Origin of the sequence: Niallia sp. 01092 (assembly GCF_052318935.1) — a bacterium.
Classification (GTDB): Bacteria; Bacillota; Bacilli; order Bacillales; family Cytobacillaceae; genus Niallia.
The window spans coordinates 1-24597 of the sequence record NZ_JBQRKO010000010.1; the positions used below are offsets into that span (position 1 = coordinate 1).

General features: G+C 36.3%; 23 protein-coding genes. 17 read left to right on the forward strand and 6 right to left on the reverse strand.

Going from position 1 to position 24597, the window contains the following annotated elements:
- The first annotated feature begins 474 nt into the window (after positions 1–474).
- From yfmF to ACTXGU_RS10800, 15 genes are all read left to right on the forward strand, one after another.
- Positions 475–1755, forward strand: a complete 1281-nt coding sequence (gene yfmF, locus ACTXGU_RS10730; RefSeq protein ID WP_443481514.1) for an EF-P 5-aminopentanol modification-associated protein YfmF — start codon at positions 475–477, stop codon at positions 1753–1755.
- Entirely contained in the window at positions 1755–3038 is a 1284-nt protein-coding gene (gene yfmH / locus ACTXGU_RS10735; RefSeq protein WP_443481515.1) for an EF-P 5-aminopentanol modification-associated protein YfmH, read from the forward strand. The genes yfmF and yfmH overlap by 1 nt, the downstream gene beginning before the upstream one ends.
- Positions 3039–3119: 81 nt before the next feature.
- The gene (gene ymfI / locus ACTXGU_RS10740; RefSeq protein ID WP_443481516.1) at positions 3120–3842 is read left to right on the forward strand and encodes an elongation factor P 5-aminopentanone reductase; all 723 of its coding nucleotides are present in this window, start codon (positions 3120–3122) and stop codon (positions 3840–3842) included.
- A 139-nt stretch (positions 3843–3981) separates the two neighbouring features.
- A complete protein-coding gene (locus tag ACTXGU_RS10745) occupies positions 3982–4239 on the forward strand; it encodes a DUF3243 domain-containing protein (RefSeq protein ID WP_443481517.1) in 258 nt (85 codons plus the stop codon).
- 443 nt (positions 4240–4682) lie between these two features.
- Positions 4683–5474: a YmfK family protein gene (locus tag ACTXGU_RS10750; protein WP_443481518.1), complete on the forward strand. Its 792-nt coding sequence runs from the start codon at positions 4683–4685 to the stop codon at positions 5472–5474.
- A gap of 19 nt (positions 5475–5493) precedes the next feature.
- A complete protein-coding gene (locus ACTXGU_RS10755) occupies positions 5494–6384 on the forward strand; it encodes a helix-turn-helix domain-containing protein (protein ID WP_443481519.1) in 891 nt (296 codons plus the stop codon).
- A 418-nt stretch (positions 6385–6802) separates the two neighbouring features.
- Entirely contained in the window at positions 6803–7381 is a 579-nt protein-coding gene (pgsA, locus tag ACTXGU_RS10760; RefSeq protein WP_443481520.1) for a CDP-diacylglycerol--glycerol-3-phosphate 3-phosphatidyltransferase, read from the forward strand.
- Positions 7382–7596: 215 nt separating this feature from the next.
- Positions 7597–8835 (forward strand): competence/damage-inducible protein A, encoded by a 1239-nt coding sequence (locus ACTXGU_RS10765; RefSeq protein WP_443481521.1) that lies wholly within the window; start codon positions 7597–7599, stop codon positions 8833–8835.
- A gap of 218 nt (positions 8836–9053) precedes the next feature.
- Positions 9054–10097: a recombinase RecA gene (gene recA / locus ACTXGU_RS10770; RefSeq protein ID WP_443481522.1), complete on the forward strand. Its 1044-nt coding sequence runs from the start codon at positions 9054–9056 to the stop codon at positions 10095–10097.
- Between the two features lie 469 nt (positions 10098–10566).
- Positions 10567–12135 carry a ribonuclease Y gene (gene rny, locus ACTXGU_RS10775; protein WP_443481714.1) on the forward strand — a complete coding sequence of 523 codons (1569 nt, stop codon included), beginning with the start codon at positions 10567–10569 and terminating at the stop codon, positions 12133–12135.
- A 177-nt stretch (positions 12136–12312) separates the two neighbouring features.
- Entirely contained in the window at positions 12313–13110 is a 798-nt protein-coding gene (locus ACTXGU_RS10780; protein ID WP_443481523.1) for a TIGR00282 family metallophosphoesterase, read from the forward strand.
- Positions 13111–13607: 497 nt separating this feature from the next.
- Positions 13608–13868 carry a stage V sporulation protein SpoVS gene (gene spoVS, locus ACTXGU_RS10785; protein WP_016201204.1) on the forward strand — a complete coding sequence of 87 codons (261 nt, stop codon included), beginning with the start codon at positions 13608–13610 and terminating at the stop codon, positions 13866–13868.
- Between the two features lie 218 nt (positions 13869–14086).
- The gene (locus tag ACTXGU_RS10790; protein WP_443481524.1) at positions 14087–15031 is read left to right on the forward strand and encodes a dipeptidase; all 945 of its coding nucleotides are present in this window, start codon (positions 14087–14089) and stop codon (positions 15029–15031) included.
- Between the two features lie 166 nt (positions 15032–15197).
- Positions 15198–16742 (forward strand): tRNA (N6-isopentenyl adenosine(37)-C2)-methylthiotransferase MiaB, encoded by a 1545-nt coding sequence (gene miaB, locus ACTXGU_RS10795; protein ID WP_443481525.1) that lies wholly within the window; start codon positions 15198–15200, stop codon positions 16740–16742.
- Positions 16742–17110, forward strand: coding sequence for a RicAFT regulatory complex protein RicA family protein (locus ACTXGU_RS10800; protein WP_443481526.1), 369 nt, complete (start codon positions 16742–16744; stop codon positions 17108–17110). Before miaB ends, ACTXGU_RS10800 begins: the two co-directional genes overlap by 1 nt.
- 605 nt (positions 17111–17715) lie before the next feature.
- Here the strand turns inward: ACTXGU_RS10800 and ACTXGU_RS10805 are convergent.
- The 5 genes from ACTXGU_RS10805 to ACTXGU_RS10825 all read right to left on the reverse strand — a co-directional run bounded on the left by ACTXGU_RS10805 (position 17716) and on the right by ACTXGU_RS10825 (position 20255).
- The gene (locus tag ACTXGU_RS10805; protein WP_443481527.1) at positions 17716–18432 is read right to left on the reverse strand and encodes a transposase; all 717 of its coding nucleotides are present in this window, start codon (positions 18430–18432) and stop codon (positions 17716–17718) included.
- Between the two features lie 57 nt (positions 18433–18489).
- Complete coding sequence (locus ACTXGU_RS10810; RefSeq protein ID WP_443481528.1) at positions 18490–18885, reverse strand: hypothetical protein; 396 nt, start codon at positions 18883–18885, stop codon at positions 18490–18492.
- Positions 18886–19087: 202 nt separating this feature from the next.
- Entirely contained in the window at positions 19088–19435 is a 348-nt protein-coding gene (locus ACTXGU_RS10815; protein ID WP_443481529.1) for a hypothetical protein, read from the reverse strand.
- A gap of 118 nt (positions 19436–19553) precedes the next feature.
- Positions 19554–19820, reverse strand: a complete 267-nt coding sequence (locus ACTXGU_RS10820) for a hypothetical protein (RefSeq protein WP_443481530.1) — start codon at positions 19818–19820, stop codon at positions 19554–19556.
- A 39-nt stretch (positions 19821–19859) separates the two neighbouring features.
- The gene (locus tag ACTXGU_RS10825) at positions 19860–20255 is read right to left on the reverse strand and encodes a hypothetical protein (RefSeq protein ID WP_443481531.1); all 396 of its coding nucleotides are present in this window, start codon (positions 20253–20255) and stop codon (positions 19860–19862) included.
- A gap of 365 nt (positions 20256–20620) precedes the next feature.
- On the opposite strand from ACTXGU_RS10825, the gene cotE reads away from it, so the two are divergent.
- A complete protein-coding gene (gene cotE / locus ACTXGU_RS10830; protein WP_443481532.1) occupies positions 20621–21169 on the forward strand; it encodes an outer spore coat protein CotE in 549 nt (182 codons plus the stop codon).
- 77 nt (positions 21170–21246) lie between these two features.
- Here cotE and ACTXGU_RS10835 read toward each other — a convergent pair whose 3' ends face one another.
- Positions 21247–21510 carry an excalibur calcium-binding domain-containing protein gene (locus ACTXGU_RS10835; protein WP_443481533.1) on the reverse strand — a complete coding sequence of 88 codons (264 nt, stop codon included), beginning with the start codon at positions 21508–21510 and terminating at the stop codon, positions 21247–21249.
- A gap of 200 nt (positions 21511–21710) precedes the next feature.
- Between ACTXGU_RS10835 and mutS the strand changes: the two genes are divergently transcribed.
- The gene (mutS, locus tag ACTXGU_RS10840; protein WP_443481534.1) at positions 21711–24317 is read left to right on the forward strand and encodes a DNA mismatch repair protein MutS; all 2607 of its coding nucleotides are present in this window, start codon (positions 21711–21713) and stop codon (positions 24315–24317) included.
- Positions 24318–24597: the final 280 nt, after the last annotated feature.

Consider the following 24597-nt stretch of genomic DNA (forward strand, 5'->3'; position numbering starts at 1 on the left):
CATACAAAAAGCCTTTTCTTCACCCGGAAGAAAAGGCTTTTTGTATGAAATATGGCAGGAGCTTTGCCTGCTTTAATGAAAAAAAACGATTGATAGTGCTTTATAGTTTGTTTTTACACTTATTTAGGAAGGCTGTTTTCTAAAAGTTTGTTGTTTTTGAATAAATTAATAAACATGGCTGAAGCACTGAGCAGCCTGAATACACGTAGACTCCTGCGGGAAAAGCGAGAAAGACGAGACCCCACAGGAGCATAGCGACGAGGAGGCTCGACGCTCGCCCACGGAAAGCGAAGTGTATTCATGCTGCGGGTTACGAAAACAACCTTTAGGAAATAAATTCTAACTCTTCATTGTCTATAACTTGAAAAAGGAAGAGTAAGACCGTTATAGTTAGAATATCATGAATAAAAGAGAGAATACTATTTAGTAGGTTTTTACCTTCGTTTTAGAAATGATGTACTTAGGAGGAATGTTATGAGCGTTGCTGCAGAACAAGTCAAACAATATAATGGTTTTAATTTACATACCGTTAAAACCGAAAAATTTAAAACGAATAGCATTACAATAAAATGGAAATCTCCTATTCGAAAAGAAGATGTTACAAAACGTGCACTATTGCCGTATGTTTTGCAAAATAGTTCATCTAAATATAACACTACTACTGAATTGCGATCCTACTTAGAAGAGTTATATGGTGCTACATTTTTTGTTGATTTATCAAAAAAAGGGGAGTATCATATTATTTCTTTTTCTTTAGAAATTGCCAATGAAAAATTTCTTTCCGATCCGACCCCTTTATTAAAAAAAGGAATTGAATTTTTAGCAGAGATTATTTTTCATCCAAAAGCAACAGACAGTGCATTTGATTCTTCTACTGTAGAAAATGAAAAAAGGGCTTTAAAGCAAAGAATCCAAGCCGTTTTTGATGATAAAATGCGTTATTCTAATTTTCGTTTAATTCAAGAAATGTGCAAAGGGGAAGCATATGCACTTGGAGTGAATGGTGAAAAAGAAGCAGTAGACTCGATAACCCCTTCCGATTTATATACTTATTATGAAAAAGCACTAAACGAAGATCAAATTGATGTATATGTTGTTGGAGATATCGAAGATGAGGATGTTGCTTCCTTTGTAGACTCGTTATTTCCATTTGAAAAACGGGAAATTAAAACAGTAGAGCTTGCTGCAGAACATAAGGTAGAGAAGGAAAAGGAAATTCGAGAAGAGCAAGATATTAAGCAAGGAAAATTAAACATCGGTTATCGCACAAATGTTTTGTATGGAGACGACGATTATTTTGCACTGCAAGTTTTTAATGGAATATTTGGAGGGTTTTCTCATTCCAAATTATTCATTAATGTCAGAGAAAAAGAAAGCTTAGCCTACTATGCAGCAAGTCGCTTGGAAAGCCATAAAGGACTCCTGCTTGTGATGTCTGGAATTGACCAGCAAAATTATCAAAAAGCAGTAACGATAATTAATGAGCAGTTGGAGTTAATGAAAAAAGGCGAATTTACAGAAGAGGAAATCAAACAAACAAAAGCGGTTATCCATAACCAGATGCTAGAAACATTGGATACTTCAAGAGGAATGGTGGAAGTATTTTATCACAATGCTGTAAGTCAGGTGAATGTTGAGATGTCAGAATGGCTCCAAAGCATCAGCAAAGTGTCCAAAGAGCAAATACAAAATGTTTCCAATAAAATTGAACTAGACACCGTCTATTTTTTAACAGGATCGGAGGGGAATGCATAATGGAGAAAATATCTTTTGAACAGCTGCAAGAAGATCTTTATTATGAACAGCTTGATAATGGCTTAAAGGTATATATTCTACCGAAAAAAGGATTTAATAAAACATTTTGTACATTCACTACAAATTATGGTTCGGTTGATAATACTTTTATCCCTTTAGATGGTTCTGATTATACGAAGGTTCCTGATGGAATTGCTCATTTTTTAGAGCATAAACTTTTTGAAAAAGAAGATGGAGATGTGTTTCAAGATTTCAGCAAACATGGTGCGTCAGCAAATGCTTTTACTTCTTTTACAAGAACAGCGTATTTATTTTCGAGCACATCCAATGTAGAAAATAACTTAGAAACACTAATTAATTTTGTACAGGATCCTTATTTTACCGAAAAAACAGTCGAAAAGGAAAAAGGGATTATCGGGCAAGAAATAACGATGTATGATGATAACCCAGATTGGCGTCTGTATTTCGGGCTGATTCAAAATATGTATGTGAACCATCCTGTCAAAATTGATATTGCTGGAACTATTGAATCCATCTCCCATATTACGAAAGATATGCTGTATGAATGCTATCATACTTTTTATCATCCTAGTAATATGCTGCTATTCATCGTTGGTCCGGTTGATGCAAAAGAATATATGGAAAAAATAAAAGCAAATCAGCAGAAAAAAGATTATACAAAGCATAGTGAACTTAAACGTAAATTTGCTGAAGAGCCGAAAGAAGTCAATGAGAAAAAACAAGTGCTTAAAATGAATGTCCATGGCTCCAAATGTTTAGTAGGAATCAAAGCAATCGATGTCAATCAATCTGGTGCAGAAATGCTTAAAAATGAATTATCCATTAATATACTGTTGGATCTTTTATTCAGCAATAGTTCTGAAAACTATCAAACATTATTTTCATCTGGCTTGATTGACGATACGTTCTCTTATGATTATACACAAGAAAACGGATTTGGTTTCGCGATGATAGGCGGGGATACGAGTGACCCAGATAAATTGGCAGATACGATTAAGGAAATGTTGACTGCTGCTTTATCTGATGATTTTAAACAAGAAACATTAGAAAGAACAAAGAAGAAAAAAATTGGTGCGTTTCTTCGTGCGGTCAATTCACCGGAGTATATTGCCAACCAGTTTACAAGATATTCTTTTAATGGAATGAATTTATTCGATGTGGTTCCTACCATTGAAAAAATTACAATAGAGGATATAAGTGCTGCTGCGAAACGTCTTATCGAGGAAGAGCGTATCACTGTATGTCAAGTAGTGCCAAAATGATAGACTAAAGGACACAATAAGGGTTTTTCTTGTTGTGTCTGTTTATTTATCGGAGTGAATAGATTGAAATGGAGGATTCTTTTGGGGAAATATATATTAATAACAGGAGCTACAGGCGGGATAGGACGAGCAGTCGCTCACCTTTTGGCCAAAAAAGGATATTCGTTGTATTTACATTATAATCAAAATGAACAGGGGATAAAAAACTTGCTAAAAGAGCTAGAACCATTTGGGCAAGAATATATGCCAATTCAAGCCGATTTACGAAAAAAAGACGCGTATAAAAAAATCGTAGACGCTGTTTTTTCAATTGATGGCATTGTACATACAAGTGGAATCGGGTCATACGGTCTTTTTACAGACTTAAAAGATATCGAGTTAGATGAGTTATGGCATATACATGTTTCCTCCATCATGTGTTTAACGAGAGAGCTTTTACCGAAAATGCTTTCCAAACAATCAGGTAATATTGTTGTTGTCTCTTCTATATGGGGGCAAATTGGGGCAAGCATGGAAGTGGCTTATTCTACCGTTAAAGGTGCACAAATATCGTTTGTAAAAGCGCTAAGCAAAGAGTTAGCATTAAACGGAATTCGTGTTAACGCCATAGCTCCTGGAGCGGTAGATACAAATATGCTTCATCGTTTCGATTTGGAAGAAACAACAGCGATAATAGAAGATATTCCAATGGGAAGACTTTGTCATCCAAACGAAATAGCAGAAAGTGTGTTATTTTTGTTATCCGAAAAATCGTCGTACATTACGGGGCAAGTTTTATCCGTTAATGGAGGCTGGACTGTTTAACAGGAAGCTTCTAGCTAATGAATATATGGCAAATGATCGACTTTTGTGTATTTTCAATGAGGATGATGAATATTTTTATGTCCACCCATGCAAAATAACTACGTAATACACTTTAGAAAAATAGAAAGGGGTATTTCGTATGACTATATTGGAAAACTGGGATCAATGGAAAGATTTTTTAGCAGATCGCTTGCATCATGCCCAAAATGAAGGAATGACTGAACAAGTAATTGGCGATTTAGCGTTCCAAATTGGCGATTATTTATCCAATCAAGTAAAACCAAAAAATGACCATGAAAAAATGCTTTCCGATCTTTGGTCTGTTGCATCAACAGAAGAACAGCATGCTATTGCAAGTATGATGGTTAAGCTTGTACAAAATAATGGTACAAACTAAGTAACCGACGATTTATAAAAAAGAGGTGGCATCAAAATAAAGTGAACAACAAACAAATACAAGAAATAGGTCTTGTTCATGTTAAGTTTGTAAAGATCACTTTATTGTTGTGCTGCCTTTTTTCTTTTTTAAGGCTCTGTTAAACTTGCCTGTTGATTGCAGTGATAGCGTTCGCTTTCCGCGGGCGGTCCGGGAGCCTCCTCGACGCTGTGCGCCTATGGTGTCTCCCTCTGACTCGCTTTTCCCGCAGGAGTCTCACGCCTTCCACTCCAATCAACATCGTGCTAAAATCAACAATGAGCTTTAACATAGCCTTTTTTTAAAAAATGGTTGCAAGCAGGTCTATTTTTTCATTGGTTTCCCTTTCATCTTTTCCTACTTTCCTTTATTATAAAGAAATAAGAAAAAAAGCAAAAAATGAGATTTTTCGCAGGAGGATTTTTTTGAAAAAAAAAGAATGGTACTTAGAATATGAAATTCAAAAAAACCGCCCTGGGCTATTAGGTGATATTTCTTCCTTATTAGGAATGTTATCAATCAATATAGTAACGATAAATGGGGTTGATGATGGCAGGCGCGGTTTATTGATGCTTGCAAATTCGGATGAGCAAATTAAACGATTAGAATCTATTTTATATACAATGGATACGATAAACATCATTAAACTTCGTGTTCCGAAACTAAGAGATCGTTTAGCTGTCATGCACGGTCGATACATACAAAGAGATGCAGATGATAAAAAAACGTTTCGGTTTGTAAGAGATGAATTAGGTTTATTAGTAGATTTTATGGCAGAATTGTTTAAGTTAGAAGGTCATAAATTAATTGGAATTAGAGGCATGCCTAGAGTAGGTAAAACAGAATCAATTGTTGCAGCAAGTGTTTGTGCAAATAAAAGATGGCTGTTAGTAAGTTCTACTTTATTAAAACAAACCATTAGAAATTCGTTTATTCAAGATGAGTATAATGAACAGAATCTTTTTATAATAGATGGGATCGTTTCATCCAAACAAATGAATGAAAAACATTGGCAATTAGTACGAGAGATTATGCAAGTACCAGCTGTAAAAGTGGTGGAGCATCCGGATGCGTTTATTCAGGCTTCAGAATATTCAATAGATGACTTCGATTATATTATTGAGTTAAGACATGAGCCTGATGAAGTAATTGAATATGATGTAAGAAAAAGAAATGCATTCCTGTTAGGAAATGATTTTGAAGGTTTTGATTTTTAGTTAGTTGGAAGGTGTTATTTTGAGTGAATTAGGCAATCGTTTAAAAGAAGCAAGATTGGCAAAAGGATTTAGTTTAGAGGAATTGCAAGAAGTTACAAAGATTCAAATCCGTTATTTAGTAGGTATAGAAGAAGGAAACTATAGCATGATGCCTGGGAAGTTTTATACTCGTGCATTTATCAAGCAATATGCAGAAGCTGTTGACTTGTCCCCAGAGGAAATCTTTGAAGAATTTAAAGGAGAGGTTCCTTCTTCTATTAATGATGAAATACCAGAACAGCTTTCAAGAGTAACGTCTAGAAAAACAATGGCAGCAGGCAGTTCGAAAATATTGGATATTCTACCGACTATATTAATCAGTATTTTAGTTATTGGTGTAATCTTTCTAGTCTGGTATTTAGTGAAAGGAAATAGTTCAACTCCTCCTCCTAAAGGGAATAAAAGCAATGATGCTGTTTATGAAGAATCAGATAAATTAAAAGAAGCAGAAAAAGAGAAGAAAACAGACACAAATAATGAGCCAAATAAGGACGCAAAAGAAGAGACAGCTGTAGAAGAAGAGGAAACACCTAAACAAGAAGTGGCTGTTGTAAAAACAGAAGGACGAAACACGGAGTATGAATTAAAAAACGCAGAAAAATTTCAATTAAAGATTGTATCTACCGGAACAACATGGGTAGATATTAAGAATGGGAAAGGTTATTCTTTTTTTCAAGGAATTTTGAAAAAAGGGGAAACAGAAACCAAATCAGTTGACTTTTCAAAAGAAACGGAAGCAGTGATTGTTGTCGGAAATTCAAGTGAAACGGAAATGTACGTAAATGATGAAAAAGTAGAATTTGCTGTACCTCCTTCTCCAACAACTGTTCGCCAAGACATTACTATTCGTTATGATAAGGGGAATGAATAGTCATTATTTCGATTGTTCAGTTTGTGGATAAACAAGATTATATTCGGTAGCATTCAAATGGAGTGACCATGTTTTTCTTTAGCAGAATCACCCATGTTTTCAGTGAGCTTCGAAAAAAATATGTTTATCCGTTAGCTGTCTCATCGTTTAGATGGCTGTTTTTCGCTTTTTTCTTTTGCTTTAGGTTATAATATTAATGTTTTAAACTATTATTTATTGATGATGACGACTGTTTGTTCTATAGGAAGAAGTATAAAATTTTCAACTTAGACGAGTGTCTAGCGCAGGCAGCCAGCCCCTGTGAAAAATAACCCTTTTCCTCTAAAAGTAAAAAGCACTTTTTGAGTTAAATGAACATTTTTCTTCGGGGCTGAGCAAGGCGCCTGCGCTTTTCTTAATAAAATCGGAGGAAAGTCAGATGAATTTACCAAATAAAATAACCATTTCACGTATTTTTTTAATCCCTGTTTTTTTAGTTGTTATGCTGGTTGAATTTTCATGGGGAAATATGACGCTTTTAGGTGTAACACTGCCTGTGGCTCATTTTATCGGTGCTCTTATCTTTATTATTGCATCTACAACGGATTGGATTGATGGATATTATGCAAGAAAATATAATTTAGTAACGAATCTAGGGAAATTTCTAGATCCTCTTGCGGATAAACTATTAGTTTCTGCTGCTCTTATTGTACTAGTAAATTTTCATTTAGCACCTGCTTGGATTACGATTGTTATTATAAGCAGAGAATTTGCCGTAACTGGTTTGCGTCTCGTATTAGCAGGCGGTGGAGAAGTGGTTGCAGCAAACATGCTTGGAAAAATAAAAACATGGGCGCAAATTATTGCTATTTCTGTTTTACTTTTACATAATATGATTTTTGAACTTGGCTCCATTCCCTTTGCAGACATTGCATTATGGATTGCGTTAATTTTCACGATTTGGTCTGGATGGGACTATTTTGCGAAAAATAAACAAGCGTTTGTTTCGTCAAAATAGTTTTAAAATTTGGGTCGTGTTAAAGCTAATTGTTGATTTTGATACTTTGTTGATTGGAGCGGAAATCAACAGGCATCTTTAACAGAACCAAAATTTTTAACATAATACTCTATAAATAAATTTGGCTTGAACGGTGATGATATATCCCGTTCTTCTTATATACATACAATGAAGTTTTTTCGATTTCGTTTGGAATAGGGAAGGGGAAGAAAAAGATGAATGCAGAGATCATTGCTGTCGGATCAGAGTTATTACTTGGACAAATTGCCAACACAAATGCCCAGTTTATATCCAAACAATTAGCAGAATTGGGAGTGAATGTTTTTTATCATACCGTTGTTGGAGATAATCCTCATCGTTTAGAAGAAGCAGTAAAAATTGCAGAAGCAAGATCTGATTTGTTGATTTTTACAGGGGGGCTCGGTCCAACAAAGGATGATTTAACGAAAGAAACGATTGCTAAGCATTTAGGAAAAAACTTAGTGTTTGATCAAGAAGCGCTTTCTTCTATTCAACAATATTTTGATCGAACGAATAGACAGATGACAGAAAATAATAAAAAACAGGCGCTTGTACTCGAAGAATGTAAGGTTTTATCTAATGATTTTGGCATGGCCCCAGGAATGTTTTTATCACAAAATAACAATCATTATATGCTTCTTCCTGGTCCACCAAAAGAAATGCAGCCGATGTTTTTAAACTATGGATATCCTGCTCTGCAAGCTAAACAAACAAATAAACAATTCATTCTTTCCCGTGTATTGCGTTTCTTCGGTATTGGCGAATCATTGCTAGAAACGAAAATTGAAGATTTAATTGATGAGCAAACAAACCCGACGATTGCTCCTTTAGCCGGAGATGGGGAAGTTACACTTCGGATTACTTGCAAACATGATTCCATGGAAGAAGCAGAAAAGCTGATTAAGGAAACAGAAAATAAAATATTCGATCGTGTCGGCCCCTACTTTTATGGGTATGATGATACGACGCTCGTTAAAGAGCTTACAAAAAAGCTACTGGAAAAAGGATTAGCAATTGCAGCAGCCGAAAGCTTAACAGGCGGTATGTTTCAGCAAGCTATCACCTCTATTTCAGGCGCGAGCACCATTTTCCAAGGAGGAGTTGTATGTTATGCAAACGAGGTAAAACAGCATATTCTCCATGTAAAAGAAAGCACGCTAGAACAAGATGGCGCGGTAAGTGAAAATTGTGCAAAAGAGCTTGCTGAAAATGTGGCAAATCTATTAAACGCTGATATTGGCATAAGTTTTACTGGTGTTGCCGGACCACAGGAAATAGAAGGAAGACCAGTTGGCACCGTTTATATTGGAATGGCGATAAAAGGTAGACCGACAACAGTCGAAACGCTCTTACTTGCTGGCTCCAGGGAAGCAATTAGAAAAAGAACGGTTAATTACGGCCACTATTTTCTATTAAAAGCATTGGCAGAGTAATGTTATAAAAGCAATTGTATCGATTGCTGCCGTCAGTGCATCGTATCTTCTCTATCGTATGGTAGTTAGAAAATAAAAAAAACGAATAAATGTTCTGTTTTTGCTCGACAAATGCAATCAGAAAGAGTATATTTAATATATATTCTTGAACAACAAATGAATCTGCTTCATTTCCAATAAAACGGTTCATTTTTATAGATAAAAGGAGGAGAATGTTTTTGAGCGATCGTCAAGCTGCGTTAGAAATGGCGTTAAAACAAATTGAAAAACAATTCGGCAAAGGTAGTATTATGAAACTAGGAGAACAAACAGACAGGGTAGTATCAACTGTTCCTAGTGGTTCATTAGCATTGGACGCAGCACTTGGTGTAGGCGGATATCCACGAGGCCGCATTATTGAAATATATGGTCCTGAAAGTTCAGGTAAAACAACTGTTGCCCTGCATGCTATTGCAGAAGTTCAAGCAAAAGGCGGCCAAGCGGCATTTATTGATGCAGAGCACGCATTAGATCCGGTATATGCGCAAAAATTAGGTGTTAATATAGATGAATTATTGCTTTCCCAACCAGATACAGGAGAACAGGCGTTAGAAATTGCAGAGGCACTAGTAAGAAGTGGTGCAGTAGATATTCTTGTTATTGACTCGGTTGCAGCACTTGTACCAAAAGCGGAAATTGAGGGGGAAATGGGTGATTCTCATGTCGGTTTACAAGCCCGTTTAATGTCACAAGCTCTTCGTAAACTTTCCGGTGCTATTAATAAATCAAAAACAATCGCGATCTTTATTAACCAAATTCGTGAAAAAGTTGGAGTTATGTTCGGTAATCCAGAAACAACGCCTGGCGGACGTGCCCTAAAATTCTATTCAACTGTTCGCTTAGAAGTTCGCCGTGCGGAAACGTTAAAGCAAGGCACTGATATGGTAGGAAACAAAACAAAAATTAAAATCGTAAAAAATAAAGTAGCTCCACCATTTCGAGTAGCAGAAGTAGATATTATGTACGGAGAAGGAATCTCTAAAGAAGGAGAAATCATCGATCTTGGTTCTGAATTAGATATCGTGCAAAAGAGTGGATCATGGTATTCTTATAATGATGAAAGATTAGGGCAAGGCCGGGAAAATGCTAAACAATTTTTAAAAGAAAACACGGAATTGCGCAACGAAATTGCACAGAAAATTCGAGATCACTATGGATTGGATAAAGAAGTGGTCTTAAAAAATTCAGACGATGAGCAAGAATCACTAGAGTTAATAGAGTAATGGTTTGTAGAAAAGAGGGGAGAAACATCCTCTCTTTTTCTGCATCATCATTTCTTATAAAATCAATCAGATGTATATCCATCTTATAGCACCGAATCGTGACGAAATATAGAGTTTTTTTCCTTGCGTAGTATATTAAATGAAGAGCAAGCAAAAAAAAGTTTGTTTAGTAGTTCACATAATGGAAAATAGAGACAAACGTCTTCATTCAAGCTCTTGACAATGAATTGGCACAACTATACAATAAAATTGTATATTTTACATTTTTATGAGTATGAGAAACCTAGAAACCATTTGCGGCTTTGTAGAAAAAAACACTTTAAATGTGTGTTCAAAAAGGTAACAAACTAGAAGTAAGCCAACGAAGAGATTAGCAGCTTTAGTTGGGTGCCTTTATGAACATCCTCTTTAAGCCAATACTTTTAAAATCGTAACAAACACAAGTTCATAGCAAGAGGAGGTGAAAATGATGGATCCAACTATACTCATCTCCATTTTGCTTGGCCTAATCGTAATTGCCGTTGTTGGCTTTGTTGTATATTTGATTCGTAAATCCAATGCAAATGCAAAAATTAATAGTGCGACTGTTACTGCTGAACAATTGGTTGAAAATGCAAAACGTGAAGCAGAAGCATTAAAAAAAGAAGCTTTGTTGGAAGCAAAGGATGAGATTCACAAGCTTCGAAGTGAAGCAGAACTTGAAGTTCGTGATCGAAGAAATGAACTACAAAAACAAGAAAATCGTTTATTGCAAAAAGAAGAGAACCTTGATCGTAAAGCAGAAGCTTTAGATAAACGTGAAACAATGTTAGAAAAGAGGGACGATTCTCTTAATAAAAGACAACAGCATATGGAAGAGATGGAAAGCAAAGTGGACGAGATGGTTCGTAAACAGCAGACTGAACTAGAGCGCATTTCGGGCTTAACTCGAGAAGAGGCGAAGTCCATCATTTTAGAGCGAACAGAGCAAGAAGTTGCTCATGATATCGCAGTAATGATTAAAGAAAGTGACACTAGAGCAAAAGAAGAAGCAGACAAAAAGGCAAAGGAAATTTTGTCACTTGCTATCCAACGATGTGCGGCTGATCATGTGGCAGAAACGACTGTTTCTGTTGTAAACTTGCCGAATGATGAGATGAAAGGTCGAATCATTGGGAGAGAAGGCCGTAATATTCGTACCCTTGAAACATTAACTGGAATTGACTTGATTATCGATGATACACCAGAAGCAGTCATTCTGTCTGGATTTGATCCGATTAGAAGAGAAACTGCTAGACTGGCATTAGATAAACTTGTTCAAGATGGAAGAATCCATCCTGCAAGAATCGAAGAAATGGTCGATAAAGCTCGTCGCGAAGTAGATGAACATATTCGAGAAATCGGAGAACAAACTACTTTTGAAGTAGGTGTACATGCTCTTCATCCAGATTTAATTAAAATTCTTGGGCGTTTGAAATTTAGAACTAGTTATGGACAAAATGTTCTGAAACATAGTATGGAAGTAGCGCAATTGTCTGGTATGTTAGCTGCTGAGCTAGGAGAAGACGAAACACTTGCACGCAGAGCCGGTTTGCTTCATGATATTGGAAAAGCAATTGATCATGAAGTAGAAGGAAGTCATGTGGAAATCGGTGTAGAGCTTGCTACTAAATACAAGGAACATCCTGTAGTTATTAATAGCATTGCTTCCCATCACGGTGATACGGAACCAACTTCTATCATAGCTGTTCTTGTGGCTGCAGCAGATGCACTTTCCGCTGCAAGACCTGGCGCACGAAGAGAAACATTGGAAAACTATATTCGTCGTCTTGAAAAGTTAGAAGAGATTTCCGAATCTTATGATGGAGTAGAAAAATCATTTGCAATTCAAGCAGGCCGAGAAATTCGAATTATGGTAAAACCAGATCTTGTGGATGATTTAGAATCGCATCGATTAGCAAGAGATATTCGCAAAAAAATCGAAGAAGAATTAGATTATCCAGGTCATATTAAAGTGACGGTCATTCGTGAAACAAGAGCTGTTGAATACGCAAAATAAACGGTGCATTTGCACCGTTTTTATTTTGCACATGATAATCTTTATTTAGCTTATATATAACATGCCATTCAATTCTATAAATTTGGGAGCGGTTGAAAAGGCTGTTGATTTTCACAATTCGTTTAGCCATATGTTAAACTAATTGTAATTCATGTTAAGAAAAGAAAGGAAAAAGTTATGCATATTTTATTTATAGGTGATGTTGTCGGTTCAATGGGAAGGGACATGATCAAGGAATACGTACCTAAGTTAAAGGAAAAATATCGTCCCCAAGTAACCATTATTAATGGAGAAAATGCTGCTGGTGGAAAGGGTATTACAGAAAAAATTTACCGTGGTTTTTTAGAAGTGGGAGCACAAGCAGTAACATTAGGAAACCACACATGGGATAATCGAGAAATCTTTGAATTTATAGACTCAGCGAAGTACTTAGTTAGACCTGCAAATTTTTCAGAAAACAATCCAGGAAAAGGCATGGTCTTTGTGAAGATTAACGACATAGAAGTTGCGATTATCAATCTGCAAGGAAGAACGTTTATGAATCCAAGTGATGATCCTTTTATAAAAGCAGATGAATTGGTGGCAGAAGCGAAAAAGAGAACGGATATTATCTTTGTTGATTTTCATGGAGAAGCAACGAGTGAAAAGCAAGCGATAGCATGGTATCTAGATGGAAAAGTAACAGCAGTTGTTGGAACACATACACATGTACAAACCGCTGATAATCGCATTCTGCCGCAAGGAACGGCATTTATGTCAGATGTAGGCATGACTGGACCATACGATGGCATATTGGGCATGGAAAGAGAAGCAGTATTACATCGTTTCTTAACAAATCTTCCAACTAGGTTTGAACCGCCAAAATCAGGAAGATCACAATTAAGTGCTTGTATAATTGAGGTAGATAAAAAAACAGGTAAAGCAAAAAAGATCGATCGAATTCTTATCAATGACGATCATCCATTTTATTCATAAAAGTTTTTCTCACTTCACCACATCGGATAGTGCATACAACTATTCAAATGTGGTGAAGTTTTTTTATTTTATAGGAATTATAAACGAAACGGAGTTCTGGATAATTTAGTGGTTGGGTCCGCATCTAGCTCCAGCGCCTAGCTCTTGTGAAAAATAACCCCATGCCTCTAAAAGTAAAAAGCACTTTTTGAGTCATGTGAACATTTTTCTTCAGAGCTGTTCAAGGCGCTTACGCTTTTGTTCTTGCTTATGTCTATCTACATAAAAAATAGGAGGAGGAAGTAGCTGGATAAAGGGAGAAATCCATTGGACGAAGAGAAAACGAAGACCAGCATCAATTCATAACATCTAAAAAACGCAGTTTTCAAGTTTTTTATGTCCAAGCTGGAATATGTGTTTTAAAAGTGGAATATAGTAACAATGGAATGATATATATTCCTGATATGTTCTCACAATTAGTGAGTCATGCGGGGGGGTTAAACAAGGAGGAGCTAGAAATGGAGATATTAAAGGTTTCAGCAAAGTCTAGTCCCAATTCTGTAGCTGGTGCGCTTGCTGGTGTTCTACGAGAAAGAGGTGGAGCAGAAATCCAAGCTATTGGTGCAGGTGCATTAAATCAAGCGGTTAAAGCAGTAGCTATTGCAAGAGGGTTTGTAGCACCTAGCGGCGTTGATTTAATTTGCATCCCGGCCTTCACCGACATTGTTATTGACGGGGAAGAACGAACAGCCATTAAGCTCATTGTGGAGCCTAGATAAGATTGGTAAAAGTATAAAAGAAATGTAATCTAAAATCTATTACTATTTTTCTAGTAACTTATATTCCCTTGTAGAGGTTTCTTTTCTTCGAATTTTATATATAAATAGAAGAAGGATCAATATAGGTGAAAATAAGGGAACAAACCTGAAAGCAGCTGCTATCAGGTTCTTTTTTAATGATTAAATTATATAATAAGAAGGATATTTCATAATAGGAGATGGTATTTCTGTATTTTTTTGATGGGCACTGTGATGTATTGTATAAAATGTTTTTAGACCAACAGATTGATTTTTACGATAGTGATAAATTACAAGTGACCTTTAAAGGTTTAGAAAAAAGCGGGGCAAAAATTCAATCCTTTGCTATTTATATTCCAGAATCAGTATATCCAGATATGCGATTTCAAGCGGCCTTAAAAATGGTCGACATTTTTTATGAAAAAATCTTAAAAGCCTTTCCACAAATGAAGCTTGTTCAGTCACAAAAGGATGCTGCTGCATTAGCTGCAAATGAAATAGGAGCGATTTTAACATTAGAAGGCTGTGACGCGATTGGAAGTGATATTGGAAAGCTAAAAACTTTATTACGCTTAGGCGTGACAGCAGTCGGTCTTACTTGGAATTATGCCAATGCGGTTGCAGATGGTGCATTAGAGCCAAGAGGGGCTGGTTTATCTTTATTCGGCAGAGAAGTAGTAAAACAATTAAATAGACAGCAATGTTGGTGTGATGTGTCGCATTTATCTGAACAAGGATTTTGGGATGTAATAGAGCTTGCCAACTTCCCATATGCGTCTCATTCTAATGCGTATACACTTTGCCCGCATCCACGTAATTTACGGGATGATCAAATCAAAGCATTAATTGACATCAATAGTGTGATAGGCATTACCTTTGTACCTGAATTTTTAAGCGGTACTGCGTCAGCAAGTATGACTGATATATTGAGGCATTTGGAATATATTTGTTCACTCGGTGGAGAAAATCATGTAGGATTTGGGTCTGATTTTGACGGAACAACACATGCTGTGAAAGAATTGCAGAGCGTTTTTGATTATCCTCAGCTTATGGAAGAATTAACGAAATACTATAGTTCTAACCAAGTAGAAAAGTTTTTATATAAAAATATGATAAAGAGTTATAGTAATCGAACGCGCAGATAGAAACATCCCTTCCAAATGTAGCTATTGTTTTCACCTGCACAAACGCTTATACTAATATAATGTAAAACTGTCAAAAAAGCATAAAAGTTGCTAAATAAAAAGGATATTTATTTGAAAAAACTTATGGATGAAGAGTAAACTCATCGGTAAGAGAGGAGTAGTATAAATGAATGAAAAACAACGATTAGAAAGTCAACAAGTAGAGAATGGTAATTCTTCGGACAAAAAATCCGTCAAGGATTATAGCAAATATTTTGAAACAGTATATACAGCGCCTTCGTTAAAAGATGCAAAAAAAAGAGGGAAAGAAGAAATCCGTTACGATAAAGATTTCACTATCTCAGAACAATTTCGTGGAATGGGAGAAGGGCGCAAGTTCTATATACGGACATTTGGCTGTCAAATGAACGAACATGATACAGAAGTAATGGCAGGAATTTTTCTTGCGCTTGGTTATGAACCAACAGACAGTGTAAATGATGCAAATGTTATTTTATTAAATACATGTGCGATTCGTGAAAATGCGGAAAACAAAGTATTTGGTGAATTAGGTCATTTAAAACATTTAAAAACGCAAAAGCCAGACCTATTATTAGGGGTATGCGGATGTATGTCTCAGGAAGAATCCGTTGTGAACAAAATTTTAAAAACGTACAACCAAGTAGATATGATTTTTGGAACGCATAATATCCACCGCTTGCCAAATATTTTACAAGAAGCGTATATGTCGAAAGAAATGGTCGTTGAAGTATGGTCTAAAGAAGGAGATGTTATTGAGAATCTTCCGAAAGTCCGCAACGGGAAAATTAAAGCTTGGGTGAACATTATGTATGGTTGTGATAAATTCTGTACGTATTGCATCGTGCCATTTACACGCGGAAAAGAACGCAGCAGACGCCCAGAAGATATTATTCAAGAAGTGCGTCAATTAGCGGCACAAGGCTATAAAGAAATCACTTTGCTTGGACAAAATGTAAATGCTTATGGAAAAGACTTTACAGATATCAACTACCGTTTAGGTGATTTAATGGATGAAATGCGCAAAATTGATATTCCTCGCGTTCGTTTTACAACGAGTCATCCTCGTGACTTTGATGATCATTTAATTGAAGTGCTAGGTAAAGGCGGCAATTTAGTGGAGCATATTCATTTGCCAGTTCAGTCCGGTTCTACCGACGTGTTAAAAATAATGGCTCGAAAATACACAAGAGAGCAATATTTAGAGTTGGTTCGCAAAATGAAGGCGGCAATTCCCAATTTAACATTAACAACCGATATTATTGTTGGGTATCCAAATGAAACAGACGAGCAGTTTGAAGAAACTTTATCATTATATAAAGAAGTTGGGTTTGAAGCTGCGTATACGTTTATTTATTCACCACGTGAAGGAACACCTGCTGCGAAGATGCAAGATAATGTGCCAATGGAAGTGAAGAAAGAGCGTCTGCAGCGATTAAACGCTCTTGTCAATGAAAAGTCAGCACAAGCAATGAAAGGATATCAAGACCAAATCGTAGAAGTATTGGTTGAAGGAGAAAGTAAAAACAACCCAGATGTTCTTGCAGGATATACTCGTAAAAATAAATTAGTGAACTTTGTTGGACCAAAATCTGCAATCGGCAAATTAGTATCGGTGAAAATTACGGATGCAAAAACATGGTCATTAAACGGAGAAATGATTGAGGTATTAGAAGCTGTTGAGGCAAACTAATGGCAAAATTTACACGTGAAGAAATTATTCATCGTACAGAACAGCTTGCCAAAATGATTCGCCAAACAGAAGAAGTCGATTTTTATAAAAGGGCAGAGCAGCAAATTAACCAAAATGCAAAAGTGAATGACAAAATTGCGCAAATAAAAAAACTGCAGAAACAAGCAGTTAATTTGCAGCATTATGGAAAATTTTCAGCTTTAAAAGAAACAGAAGCAAAAATTAATGCGCTTCAACAAGAAATTGATGAATTGCCGATTGTGAATGAATTTAAACAATCACAAGCGGAAGTAAATGAGATGCTGCAATTGGTAAGCAAAACGATTGCTAACCATGTTGTGAATAAAATAAACGAAGAGAAAAAGTAAAAAATGCAACTAAAATGTCCTGAAGGCGATCTACAAGTGCTCGCTTTCAGGACATTTTTTGTTCTAGTATCAGATTTTATAAGTTTTAAGTTAGATAACTGCCTAGTTCCAGCGCCTATCGCCTATCGTACTTCAGGCCTTCTCCCTACGATAAGTCAAAGCCCCTTCAGTCCCAATGTCATCAATCTAAACTTCAAAAAAAAGGAAAATAAGCAACTAAATAGGAAGTAAGGGTTTCCGTTCTGTTCTCCGAGGCTTACCGCTCGCTTTCCACGGGGCGAGCGCCGAGCCTCCTCGTCGCTTTGCTCCTGTGGGGTCTCGTCTTTCTCGCTAATCCCGTAGGAGTCGAGCGGACACCTCTCCAAACAATTGAGGTATTTCTTTTAAATAAAGGGTATCCCATAAATAGGATCATAAAAAAGGCAATAGGATGCCCGGGCGGATGAAATGTAATTTTTTTCACCCTCCCTTGGCATTCTATTTTCATGAATCAAACCTTTAAAAAGCGGACTTTTGAATCAATCCATTTCTATTAGCTCGTAATCCTTTCACACGGTTAAAACTCCTACCTGGTCTTATAGGAACTCGATTCCTTTGAATTTCATTCAGTATTTTTTATACAGCTTATTACGTCTTCTAACACTTTTTTCTAACATTAATTGAATGAAATTATCTTTTAGCTTTCCTATTAAAAGTCGTTGATTGGCGGTATATTCATATTTCAATTCCTTTCCCCTCTGTTTTTTGGCAATTATTTCATCGGCTTCTTGTTTTACAAGTGCGGCCATGTTTGCGAGAAATATTGTCGCATAAAAATCCTGTTCAATAGATAAAACTGTATCGCCAGTGAATTTTTGGATATGAAGCTTATTTTTTAACTCATCATATTTTGTTTCAATTCCCCAACGTTTAAAATAAAGGACCTTAAAATCGTCTATTCTCAGTTCTTCTTCTATATTAGTGAGGAGAAGTTCTTCCTCACCGGATTCCAAAGTAAATCTAATGGCACGTAAACGAATGACTTTTCCTTTTTTTCCACACTGTTTAAGTTCAATGATTTGATCTGTTTCCGATTGTTTTATAGTGGCCATATAATAACGGATAGGTGTACGAACAATGAATTTTACCTGTGCCTCCATAAGATAATGAAAAAAATCGATGGACGGATACCCTCTATCAAAAAGAAATAGATCGTGATTCGAACGGATTGCTTTAAAACTATCTAATAATTTTACTGCGACAGCACGCTCACTATCATTACAATTTGTAATTAGGGCTTTCACAATGAAGTTATTTTCGATATCATAGATACAGGATGCCATTGCACGTGCAAGTTCTATGGACTTGCCTTTCGCAACCCCGAAGGCATCCTTTAATCTTTAGGAATTATTGATTTCAAGTATGGAAGCATCAATAGCGAAGATTCGATATCCCATAAATGTCCTCCATTCCTTTTTCTTGTAATACCAATCCACGATGGTATCAAATAGTTTAATAAAAGCTTCCGGCTTAATTTTCTTACGCGCTTCAGAAAATCCTTGTTTACTAATACATTTCCCTTCTTTACCAATAAGCTTAAAATAGTCATCTAGCTCTATCTGAAAACTCTTTTTTACAAAATTCAGCATAAAAAGGATAGTGCTGATAAAAGCCAACTTATTTTTTCCTTGTCGTGTAAAATAGGTTGGCTTTGAACGAGATTCACACATAAAAATAAAATCAGGTAGCACGTTTTTGGTTACTTCTACTGCCTCTAAAAATTTACTTTTCCCCATAAAAAAATCACCACACATCGTTGATATACCCAAAAAAAAGATATCCAAATCGATTATTGTGGTGCTCTTAAAAAGTCAAGTGATTTGTTGGTTTTAATACAACAATTTTATGACGGTTTAATCTAATAACATTTTATGGAATCTTAAGTTGATGACATTGCCTCCAGTCCGTACGGCGATGAGCAAGGCGCTTCCGCTTTTCTTATTTTTTATTAAGGATATTAACAGCCTGCAAAAACGCTTTCCGATATTCTTTTTGCTCCTTCATCGCAGTTTCTAAAGCAGAGAGCAATGACTTATTTAATAGTTTTGTTTCCTTGTCTTTATTATTGCCGTTGTTAATGGTATGAAGAAGGAAAGTGTAAACAAGGAAAAGGGTAGAATAATTATCCACATATGTTAAACTGACAGCGCTTCCCCCATTTCCACCTTCTGCATGGGTGTTGACAGACGGTGCACCCGACTCAAGGATTTTGTCAATTAACTCTTCTGGCACGCCTAAGCTTTTTAACTTATCTGCAGTTAACCCGATATTTTTTTCTTCTTTCATGAGTTCACTCCTCTCTATGTATATATATATAGGAAAGAGGGCAATCAGACCGTCCATTATGGAAAAATCAACGGAGGAAAATTGCCCATTTCATTATTCTTATATATTGTGTGTATTATTAAGCTTCGTTCACCAATTCAGGATTATTTTCATTGAATGATACAGCAGTAGCAGCTCCAGCAACATTAGCATTAACAAGGATACCACCAATAAAGAAGTTTAATAAGTTTACACCTACAGCAGCACCACCAGCAGCACCAGCAGCAGAAAATTGGTTAGCAAGGTTACCGTTCCCTTGTGTAGCGTTTGTAAATGCACGTACTTCTGTTTTTTCTATATCAGAAGATTTACTTCCTCTTGATTCAGATGTGCAACCAGATAACATTTGACCTCACCTCCCTTCAAAATAAGAGCTTTCACGGAATTAATTTTTTTTAAAATTAGAAAGATCTAAGGAGAAAAGAGGTTTTCCGTTTACATTTACTTTGATATCGCCATTATCATTTGATGCATCAATCACTGGAAGCTTTTCTCTTAGTTCATTTAATTTTTCTTGATCGAATAGGTTTTTAAAGGAATCAAGATTTAGATTATTTGGAAGCACTTTATCTTTTACAGCATTAATACCGTTGCTTGCTACTTTACTTGTTACTTTGTTTGTCACATTTTTTCCTAATTTTTTTATAATGCCGCCCATTTCTTCCGACATCTTATTAAGCAATTCTTGTGCATGTTTTTTTGCTTCTTCACCAGAAACTTCTTTACCATTTACATTAAATTTAAAATCTAATTGATCTTTTATATTAAAATTACCTGCCAACTCCCTCACCCCCTTACCGTATAGTACAGTATATAAAACTGAGACCAAGCTGTATCCGCTAATTAATCAATACAAACGCATATTTTTTTCTTTCTCATATAATTTCTGATTTCTTATTAATGCTTTAAATGAGAAAAGGGATAATGACTCTTATTTTAAGTGACATGGGACGTGTTAAGGGAAGGGAAGTAATTTCTATGACAGCAGTCTAGAAAATACATCGTATACCGGCACACTTGCCCGTGCTTTTCATACAATGAATTAGACGTAAGATTTACTTAACTGCTATCCAAAAATTATCGCACACTAGTCTCTTATCACGCATAGGATGAAATGAAATATGAATGAGGAGGTTTCGCTCGAAAATGGGAGAATATAGAGAGATTATTACAAAAGCAGTTGTGGCGAAAGGACGTAAATTTACAAAGTCCCATCATACGATTTGCCCTGATCACAGCCCTTCAAGTATATTAGGGTGCTGGATAATTAACCATACGTATGAAGCGGAAAAGGTTGGCAAAAAAGTAGAAATAAGCGGTTACTACGATATCAATGTTTGGTATTCTTATGCTGATAATACAAGAACAGAAGTAGTAACAGAACGTGTTGAATACACGGATGTAGTAAAATTAAAATATCGTGATCCTGATAGTTTAGAAGATCATGATGTAATTGCCCGTGTTGTTCAACAGCCGAATTGCATTGAAGCAGTAATTTCTCCAAATGGCAATAAAATTATTGTTCATGTAGAAAGAGAATTTATTGTGGAAGTAATTGGAGAAACAACGATTTGCGTAGAAGTTCACGCAGACAAAAAATTAAGTGATGACGATGATGACTGGTCCGATGATGTAGAAGACGAAGAATTTGAAGATTTGAATCCAGACTTTATTGTTGGAGGAGAAGAAGAGTAAGAACTAGGAGCAGTTTTCCTAGTTCTTTTTTTGCCGTTAATTTATATGTTAAGTACGGTTAGTATAGTGATAAAAAATTAACGTTCGCAGGCAATGCCATCTTTATCGCGATCGCTTTTTTTATTTGCATTATATAGATCTTTTGATGCATATGGTTTATATTTTGTTTTGCCGCCTTTGTTTTTGACAGAAGATGATTTGGCAACTCCACCTGCATAATCTTTGTTTAATTCTTTACAATTACTATAAACTTTTGTTTTTGCTTCTACATTGTTTGTAGTAACAAAAGATAAAGCAAGTAAGGTCGATACGGACAAAAGTATTGAGATCAGACGTTTCATATTTACCCCTTTCTTTCCTTAAATTTACTCTCACAGCTGATTATTATAGTATAAACGATCTATTTATACTAGGATTTTTTTCTATTCCATGTTATTTTTTAGAATGCTGGATGAAGCTCCCCCCTGATAGTTAACATGCTTTATGTTATAATAGAAAAATAGAATTTTGCTTAAAAGAGTGCAAGTGCATGGAGGAATTTATGTCAACGTATACGCCAATGATACAACAATACTTACGAGTAAAGGCAGATTATCAGGATGCCTTTTTATTTTTCCGTTTAGGAGACTTTTACGAAATGTTTTTTGAGGATGCGATTCAAGCTTCTCAAGAATTAGAAATAACATTAACAAGCCGGGATGGCGGAGGAACCGAAAGAATTCCGATGTGTGGAGTTCCCCATCATTCTGCGCCCAACTATATTGAACAGCTTGTCAATCGTGGATACAAGGTGGCCATTTGTGAACAAACAGAAGATCCAAAGCAGGCAAAAGGGGTCGTGAAGCGAGAAGTTGTTCAGCTTATTACACCAGGAACGATGATGGAAGGAAGAAACCTTTCTGATAAAGAAAATAATTATATTGCAACAATTACCGAATTTGCTGAACATACATTTGGATTTGCATACAGCGATCTTTCAACAGGAGAATGTAAGGCCACTAGTTTAGCAGGATTTGATGCTTGCTTAAATGAGTTGTCTCTTTCCGGTGCAAAAGAAGTTATTGTAAGCAGTAATTTTCCAGAAGCGAAAAAAAAGCGCCTGCAAGAACGTGCGGTATTAACGATTTCCTATGAAAATGAAACAGAAGATGTAGATGCGTATAAAATGTTGCTTGCAGAAGTGGCAGACGATCACTTAAGAAAAACAGCATCCCGTTTGTTTCATTATTTATACCGTACGCAAAAAAGAAGCCTTGATCATCTTCAGCCGGTATCAAGTTATGTAATCGATCAATATATGAAGATTGACTATTTTTCAAAACGAAATTTAGAATTAACGGAAACAATTCGTTCAAAAGGGAAAAAAGGGTCGCTTTTGTGGCTGTTGGATGAAACAAAAACGGCAATGGGCGGAAGGTTATTAAAACAATGGATTGATCGCCCGTTATTAAATAAAGATGAAATCGTCTATCGGCAGCAGCTAGTCCAAACAATGATAAGCCATTATTTTGAACGATTGGAATTACGAGAAAAGTTAAAAGAAGTCTATGATTTGGAACGGTTGGCCGGCAGAGTCGCATTTGGAAATGTAAATGCCAGAGATTTAGTGCAACTGAAACGTTCCTTACAGCAAGTTCCGCTGATTCAACAGCTTGTTGCTGCTTTTAAGACAGAGGAAGCACAAAAGCTTGCCGAACAGCTGGATGCTTGTGAAGAAGTAACTGACTTATTAGAACGTTCTATTGTAGAAAACCCGCCATTGTCGATAAAAGAAGGCAATATTATTTTAGATAGCTATGATGAAGAACTCGACAAGTACAAAGATGCAAGCCGCAACGGAAAAACATGGATTGCCCAATTAGAAAAACAAGAGCGGGAAAAAACGGGGATTAAATCATTAAAAATCGGTTATAACCGCGTGTTTGGCTACTATATTGAAGTAACAAGGGCAAATGTTCATTTATTAGCAGAAGGCCAGTATGAACGCAAACAAACATTGGCAAATGCAGAACGATACATCACACCGGAGTTAAAGGAAAAAGAAAGTCTTATACTAGAAGCAGAAGAAAAAATCGTCGGACTCGAATACGAACTATTTACGACGATTCGAGAAACGGTGAAAGAGTATATTCCAAGACTGCAAACGTTGGCGAAAAAAGTAAGTGAACTAGATGTATTGCAATGTTTTGCGACGGTTAGTGAAGAGCGCCGTTACGTGAAACCAGACTTTTCTACCGAGCGCGTTCTTTCCATTAACAATGGCCGTCATCCGGTTGTCGAAAAGGTAATGGATGCCCAAAACTATGTGCCAAATGATTGCGACATGCATCAAGAAAGAGAATTGCTGTTAATTACCGGGCCGAATATGTCAGGGAAAAGTACATATATGAGGCAAGTAGCGCTGACAAGCATTATGGCTCAGATTGGCTGTTTTGTACCGGCGGAAAATGCCGTGCTTCCTTTATTTGATCAAGTATTTACAAGGATTGGCGCAGCCGATGATTTGATTTCAGGCCAAAGTACGTTTATGGTAGAAATGCTCGAAGCTAAAAATGCTCTTTTGCATGCAACGAAAAACAGTTTAATTTTATTTGATGAAATTGGCCGCGGGACAAGCACTTATGATGGCATGGCGTTGGCACAGGCGATTATCGAACATATTCATCATGTTGTTGGAGCGAAAACATTATTTTCGACCCATTACCACGAGCTGACCGTATTGGAAAATGAGCTGGCGGCATTACGCAACGTCCATGTTAGTGCGATGGAACAAAATGGCAAACTCGTGTTTCTTCATAAAATAAAAGAAGGTGCAGCAGATAAAAGCTACGGGATCCATGTGGCTCAACTAGCCGAATTGCCAGCAGCGCTGATCGATCGCGCTCAAACATTATTAGACGCTTTTGAACAAAAAGATGGTACACAGACTATCGAAAACGCAAAACCGGAAGCAGAACCGGTAAAAACAGAAAAAATTAATGAAGCACAGCTATCCTTTTTTGAAGAAGAAAAGAAAACGGCTAAATCTGTCACTACAAAAGAGAAGCAGTTAATTAGTAAGCTGAAATCATTGGATATTTTAGAATTGACGCCAATGCAAGCATTAAATACGCTGTATGAGCTGCATAAAAAAATCAAGAATGATTAATAAGAAAAGAGGAAGCGTCTTGAACAGCCCTGAAGAAAAATGTTCGTTTGACTCAGAAAGTGCTTTTTACTTTCAGAGGCAAAGGGTTATTTTTCACAAGGGCTAGGCGCTGGCCGGCTAAATGCGCCACGTCCTGTGGCAACACCGGCACTTGTACATCCTATACTTCGAAGCTAGACACCCGTCAGACTTCAGAAAATTTATACTTTCTTATCTTATAAAAATACGGGCGAAAACCAAACCCGCCCGTATTTGTTTAAAATCGCACGAAAGTTTTACG

What these genes read in the sequence shown, in the direction of transcription:
- pgsA (WP_443481520.1), top strand. Translation starts at nt 6,803, where the DNA reads ATGAATTTACCAAATAAAATAACCATTTCACGTATTTTTTTAATCCCT.
- ACTXGU_RS10815 (WP_443481529.1), bottom strand. Translation starts at nt 19,435, where the DNA reads ATGAAAGAAGAAAAAAATATCGGGTTAACTGCAGATAAGTTAAAAAGC.
- cotE (WP_443481532.1), top strand. Translation starts at nt 20,621, where the DNA reads ATGGGAGAATATAGAGAGATTATTACAAAAGCAGTTGTGGCGAAAGGA.
- ACTXGU_RS10765 (WP_443481521.1), top strand. Translation starts at nt 7,597, where the DNA reads ATGAATGCAGAGATCATTGCTGTCGGATCAGAGTTATTACTTGGACAA.
- ACTXGU_RS10800 (WP_443481526.1), top strand. Translation starts at nt 16,742, where the DNA reads ATGGCAAAATTTACACGTGAAGAAATTATTCATCGTACAGAACAGCTT.
- rny (WP_443481714.1), top strand. Translation starts at nt 10,567, where the DNA reads ATGGATCCAACTATACTCATCTCCATTTTGCTTGGCCTAATCGTAATT.
- ACTXGU_RS10790 (WP_443481524.1), top strand. Translation starts at nt 14,087, where the DNA reads ATGGTATTTCTGTATTTTTTTGATGGGCACTGTGATGTATTGTATAAA.
- yfmF (WP_443481514.1), top strand. Translation starts at nt 475, where the DNA reads ATGAGCGTTGCTGCAGAACAAGTCAAACAATATAATGGTTTTAATTTA.
- ACTXGU_RS10780 (WP_443481523.1), top strand. Translation starts at nt 12,313, where the DNA reads ATGCATATTTTATTTATAGGTGATGTTGTCGGTTCAATGGGAAGGGAC.
- miaB (WP_443481525.1), top strand. Translation starts at nt 15,198, where the DNA reads ATGAATGAAAAACAACGATTAGAAAGTCAACAAGTAGAGAATGGTAAT.
- mutS (WP_443481534.1), top strand. Translation starts at nt 21,711, where the DNA reads ATGTCAACGTATACGCCAATGATACAACAATACTTACGAGTAAAGGCA.
- ACTXGU_RS10820 (WP_443481530.1), bottom strand. Translation starts at nt 19,820, where the DNA reads ATGTTATCTGGTTGCACATCTGAATCAAGAGGAAGTAAATCTTCTGAT.
- ACTXGU_RS10810 (WP_443481528.1), bottom strand. Translation starts at nt 18,885, where the DNA reads ATGGGGAAAAGTAAATTTTTAGAGGCAGTAGAAGTAACCAAAAACGTG.
- yfmH (WP_443481515.1), top strand. Translation starts at nt 1,755, where the DNA reads ATGGAGAAAATATCTTTTGAACAGCTGCAAGAAGATCTTTATTATGAA.
- ACTXGU_RS10835 (WP_443481533.1), bottom strand. Translation starts at nt 21,510, where the DNA reads ATGAAACGTCTGATCTCAATACTTTTGTCCGTATCGACCTTACTTGCT.
- ACTXGU_RS10745 (WP_443481517.1), top strand. Translation starts at nt 3,982, where the DNA reads ATGACTATATTGGAAAACTGGGATCAATGGAAAGATTTTTTAGCAGAT.
- spoVS (WP_016201204.1), top strand. Translation starts at nt 13,608, where the DNA reads ATGGAGATATTAAAGGTTTCAGCAAAGTCTAGTCCCAATTCTGTAGCT.
- ACTXGU_RS10805 (WP_443481527.1), bottom strand. Translation starts at nt 18,432, where the DNA reads ATGGCATCCTGTATCTATGATATCGAAAATAACTTCATTGTGAAAGCC.